Below are 4,078 nucleotides of genomic sequence, written 5' to 3'. Positions count from 1 at the left end.
ACCTGAAGACAGAAATCCTGCAGGGGCTGCCGGTGTTGGCGGCAGGAGTGGGGCTGCGCCTGACTCTGGGTCTGGTCGTTTTGGTCGGCTCCTGGCTTTTAGCTCAGGGTCAGCTGCCCTTGCTCTACTTTCTGGGCTACCTGCTGGCCACGGTCAAAATTATTGACGGCATGGAGGGGCTCTATATGAATGTCGCCGAGATTCTCTATATCAATGCTGCGGTCAGGCGGATAAAGGAGCTGCGGGAAGCACCCAAGCAGCAGGGGCGGGATGTTTCCCTCCGGCACTTTGATATTGAGCTGGACGGCGTCGGCTTTGCCTATAAAGAGGGGCAGCCAGTCCTGCAGGATGTCAGCTTTACTGCCAAGCAAAAGGAAATCACTGCCTTGGTCGGTCCGTCCGGCTGCGGCAAGACCAGCCTGCTGCGCCTCATTTCCCGGCTCTATGACTACCAAGAAGGCCAGATCAGGATTGACGGACAGGAGCTGAAAGAGATCAGCACCAACTCGCTCTTTGATTCGATTTCGATTGTTTTTCAGGATGTCAGTCTCTTTAATGCCTCTGTCTTGGAAAATATCCGTCTGGGCCGGCCGGACGCTTCTGACGAAGAAGTGCTGGCAGCAGCCCGTCAGGCCAACTGTCAGGCCTTTGTCGAGGCTTTGCCGGATGGCTATGACAGTCTGGTCGGTGAGAATGGCGCCAAGCTGTCGGGCGGCGAGCGCCAGCGGATTTCGATTGCCCGTGCCCTGCTCAAGCAGGCGCCGATTGTCATTTTAGATGAAATCACCTCATCGCTGGATATTGAAAATGAAAAGCTGATTCAGGAGAGTCTCAGTCTGCTGCTCAGGGACAAGACGGTCATCATCATTTCCCACCGCCTGAAATCGATTGAAAATGCTGATAAAATCGTGGTTCTCAAGGACGGCCGGGTGGATGGCATCGGCCGGCACAGGGAGCTCCTGCAGACTTCGGCGGTCTATCAGGAACTGGTGGAGACTTCTCGGCTGATTGAAGCATTTAAGTACAATAAATAAGAAAGGAAGTATTCCCTATGAAAAAAACTGCTTTCTCTGTTACAGATCTGGTCAATGCTGGTCTTTTTTCTCTCTTGATTGTGGCCGTGTCTTTTGTATCGGGCATGATTGGCTTTGTGCCTATCACCATGCCTATCGTGCCTTTCTTTGGCGCCCTGATTTCAGGTCCGCTCTTCATGCTCTACAGCACCAGAATCCATCGTTTTGGCATGATGCTGATTATGGGCTTGGTTTCTGCCTTGGTCTTTATCGTAACCGGCCATACCGCTCTGATCCTGCTGGGGACTGTTTTGGCGGCTCTGGCTGGAGAGTATATTTTAAAAAAAGGCGGTTATCAAAGCATCAAGCATGCCCGCTGGGCCTATGTGGCCTACAGCCTGTCTTCCTGCTTTAACCTGCTGCCGATCTATCTGACACGGGCAGACTATGTGCAGCATATGCTGGAACAAGGCTATGGTCAGGATTTTGCGGACCAAATGATGAGTGTCCTGCCTGACTGGTCCTTTCTTCCTATTGTCGTATTGGGGATGGTGGGGGCTTATCTGGGCTGCACCATCGGCATCAAGATGCTGAAAAAGCACTTTAAGCAGGCTGGCATGGCTTAGATAGAGGCCGCTTATGAAACTGGACTTTCGTACCAAGCTGGCCCTGACCGTTGTGATCTCCTATATTCTGCTCTTGGGCAATCTCCACCACCGTTATTTTCCGCTGGTCGTCTGCTTGGCAGCCCTGCCCTATCTTTTTCTCTTGCTGGCAGGGAAAATTGCAGAGGCAGTCAAGGGGCTGCTGCTGATTGGGCTGGCTGTTGTCATGCAGTATATTCTGCTGCGCTACCATCTGTCATCGTCCATCCTGCAGGCGGTCTTTCTCTTTATGACTATGGTCGTGCTGCGCATGTCGCCGGGCGTGATGATGGGCCGTTACAGCCTTTTGACCACCTCTATGAGCGATTTGGTGGCTTCGCTGCAGAGAATGAAGCTGCCCGACAGTTTGATTATCCCCATATCGGTCATGTTTCGCTTTTTCTACACGGTCAAGGAAGACTATCGCCAGATTCGGGATGCTATGTATCTGCATGGGCTGACCTGCAGGGAGTTTTTCAAAAATCCAGCCCGCATGCTGGAATACCGCTATGTGCCCCTCTTGGTATGCCTGACCCGAACGGCAGACGACGTGGCCATCTCAGCAATGACGAGAGGCTTAGTGGTGGGCGGCCGCCGCTCCAGTCTGTCTCAGACCAGGCTGGGCCTTTTGGACTATCTCCTGCTGGGCCTCCTGCTGGCAGTCCTGGCCTTAGATATTTGGAGTCGCTATGCTTGAATTTAAAGATTTCACTATTTCCTATGAGAAGCCTGTCCTGAAAGCTCTCAATCTGCAGTTTCAGCCGGGACAGATTACGGTTGTCAGCGGTGCTTCCGGCAGCGGTAAGAGCAGTCTGCTGCGCACAATCAACGGCGTCATTCCCTATTTTCAGCCGGCAGAGCTGTCCGGCAGCCTGACCTATCAGGGTCAGGATTTGCTGGCTCTGGATATGGCTGAGCGCAGCCGTTTTATTTCCACCGTTTTTCAAAATCCCAAGACTCAGTTTTATGCGACCAATTCGACCGATGAAATGGCCTTTGCCTTAGAAAACCGCAATCTGCCCCGGCAGGAGATTATCGAGCGCATCGACAGCTATACCCGGCTGTTGGGCGTGGAAAGGCTGCTGGACCGGGACATCTTTACCCTGTCAGGCGGAGAAAAGCAGCTTTTGGCGATTACCAGTGTGGCCTGCATGAACAACGATATTTATATGTTTGATGAACCTTCATCCTCGCTGGATCGAGAAGCTATCGAGCGGCTGAAAGAAGTTCTGCTCACATTAAAAAAGCTGGGCAAGACTCTGATTGTCGCTGAGCACCGGCTCTATTATCTGCAGGACATCATGGATCAGTTTATTTTGCTGGAAGATGCGACAGCTGCATCTTACCAGCCGCAGGAATTGGACGAAGATTTCCTGAGGCAGCACAAGCTGCGCAGCCTGACCAAGATCCAAAAGTCTGATTTGCAGACTTTGGACTACCGAGCCAAGTCCATGACAGATAAGGGATTTGAGGCTTCAGCCTCCCTTCTGGCTCAGGATTACAGCTACAGCTATGAGCGGCAGCCGGTCTTTGATATGAATCTTTCCCTGGAGCCGGGGATAAACTTTCTCATCGGTCAGAATGGTGTCGGCAAAAGCACTTTTCTGCGCTGTCTGAGCGGTTTGAATAAGCGGTTCAAGGGCCGGACTTTCTATCGCGGACGCTTGCTCAAACCCAGCTACCCTTGGCTCAGTATGATTATGCAGGATGTCAACTATCAGCTCTTTACAGAGTCGGTTTGGTCAGAGATTTCGATTGTCAGTGAGGACGAAGCTGCCAAGGAAGCAGCTCTGGCCCAGGTCGGTCTCTTGGACAAGAAAGAGCGCCATCCGCAGACCCTGTCGGGCGGAGAAAAGCAGCGCCTGCTGCTGGCCATGGCCAAGGTATCAGACAAGCCCATTGTCATTTTGGATGAGCCGACCAGCGGTCTGTGCAAAGGACAGATGGAGCGCATGATAGAGGACCTGCAGCAGATGGCAGAGCAGGGCAGGCTTCTGATTATTGTGACCCATGACTATGAGCTGATTAAGGCCTGCGGCGGCCATATTGTAGAATTTGTTAGATGAGCAGTATAGAATGCATTTGATATAATAAAAAAGCCTGTCGGGCTTTTTTATTATATCTGTTTACACACTCTTGCCCGGCAGGAGACTGACCGGCAGGAAATAGCCGGTGGCCTTGACCTCCTGACCGGCAATTCGCTTGAGCAGTAAGTCTACAGACAGACAGGCAATATCCTTGAGCGGCTGTTTGACAGTGGCCAGCTGCGGGTAGTAGTTTTCGACGAAGTAGGTGCCGTCGTAGCCGATAATTTTCAGCTCTTGCGGAATAGCAATCCCCAGCTCCTGAGCGACTTTCATCACCAAGATGGCTGTCAGGTCATCTGAAGCAAAGATAGCATCGGGCTTGGTCTGGGTCAGG

At 52.2% G+C, this 4,078-nt stretch carries 5 protein-coding genes; 4 read left to right on the top strand and 1 reads right to left on the bottom strand.

The features are described 5' to 3' along the window. The 4 genes from STRDD11_RS14015 to STRDD11_RS00825 form a co-directional block, all read left to right on the top strand. The coding region (locus STRDD11_RS14015; protein WP_241209264.1) for an ABC transporter ATP-binding protein at positions 1-1,034 on the top strand (1,034 nt) is incomplete at its 5' end. 17 nt (positions 1,035-1,051) lie between these two features. Further along, the gene (locus STRDD11_RS00835; RefSeq protein WP_128834435.1) at positions 1,052-1,639 is read left to right on the top strand and encodes an MptD family putative ECF transporter S component; all 588 of its coding nucleotides are present in this window, start codon (positions 1,052-1,054) and stop codon (positions 1,637-1,639) included. A gap of 13 nt (positions 1,640-1,652) precedes the next feature. Continuing rightward, entirely contained in the window at positions 1,653-2,354 is a 702-nt protein-coding gene (locus STRDD11_RS00830; protein WP_128834433.1) for an energy-coupling factor transporter transmembrane component T, read from the top strand. Next, a complete protein-coding gene (locus tag STRDD11_RS00825; protein WP_128834430.1) occupies positions 2,347-3,723 on the top strand; it encodes an ABC transporter ATP-binding protein in 1,377 nt (458 codons plus the stop codon). Before STRDD11_RS00830 ends, STRDD11_RS00825 begins: the two co-directional genes overlap by 8 nt. A 60-nt stretch (positions 3,724-3,783) precedes the next feature. Here the strand turns inward: STRDD11_RS00825 and STRDD11_RS00820 are convergent. Further along, positions 3,784-4,078: substrate-binding domain-containing protein (locus STRDD11_RS00820; protein WP_164828328.1), on the bottom strand; the 295-nt coding region annotated here is incomplete at its 5' end.

The organism is Streptococcus sp. DD11, assembly GCF_001578865.1.
Classification (GTDB): domain Bacteria; phylum Bacillota; class Bacilli; order Lactobacillales; family Streptococcaceae; genus Streptococcus; species Streptococcus panodentis.
This window is presented reverse-complemented; position numbering and strand designations above follow the sequence as displayed.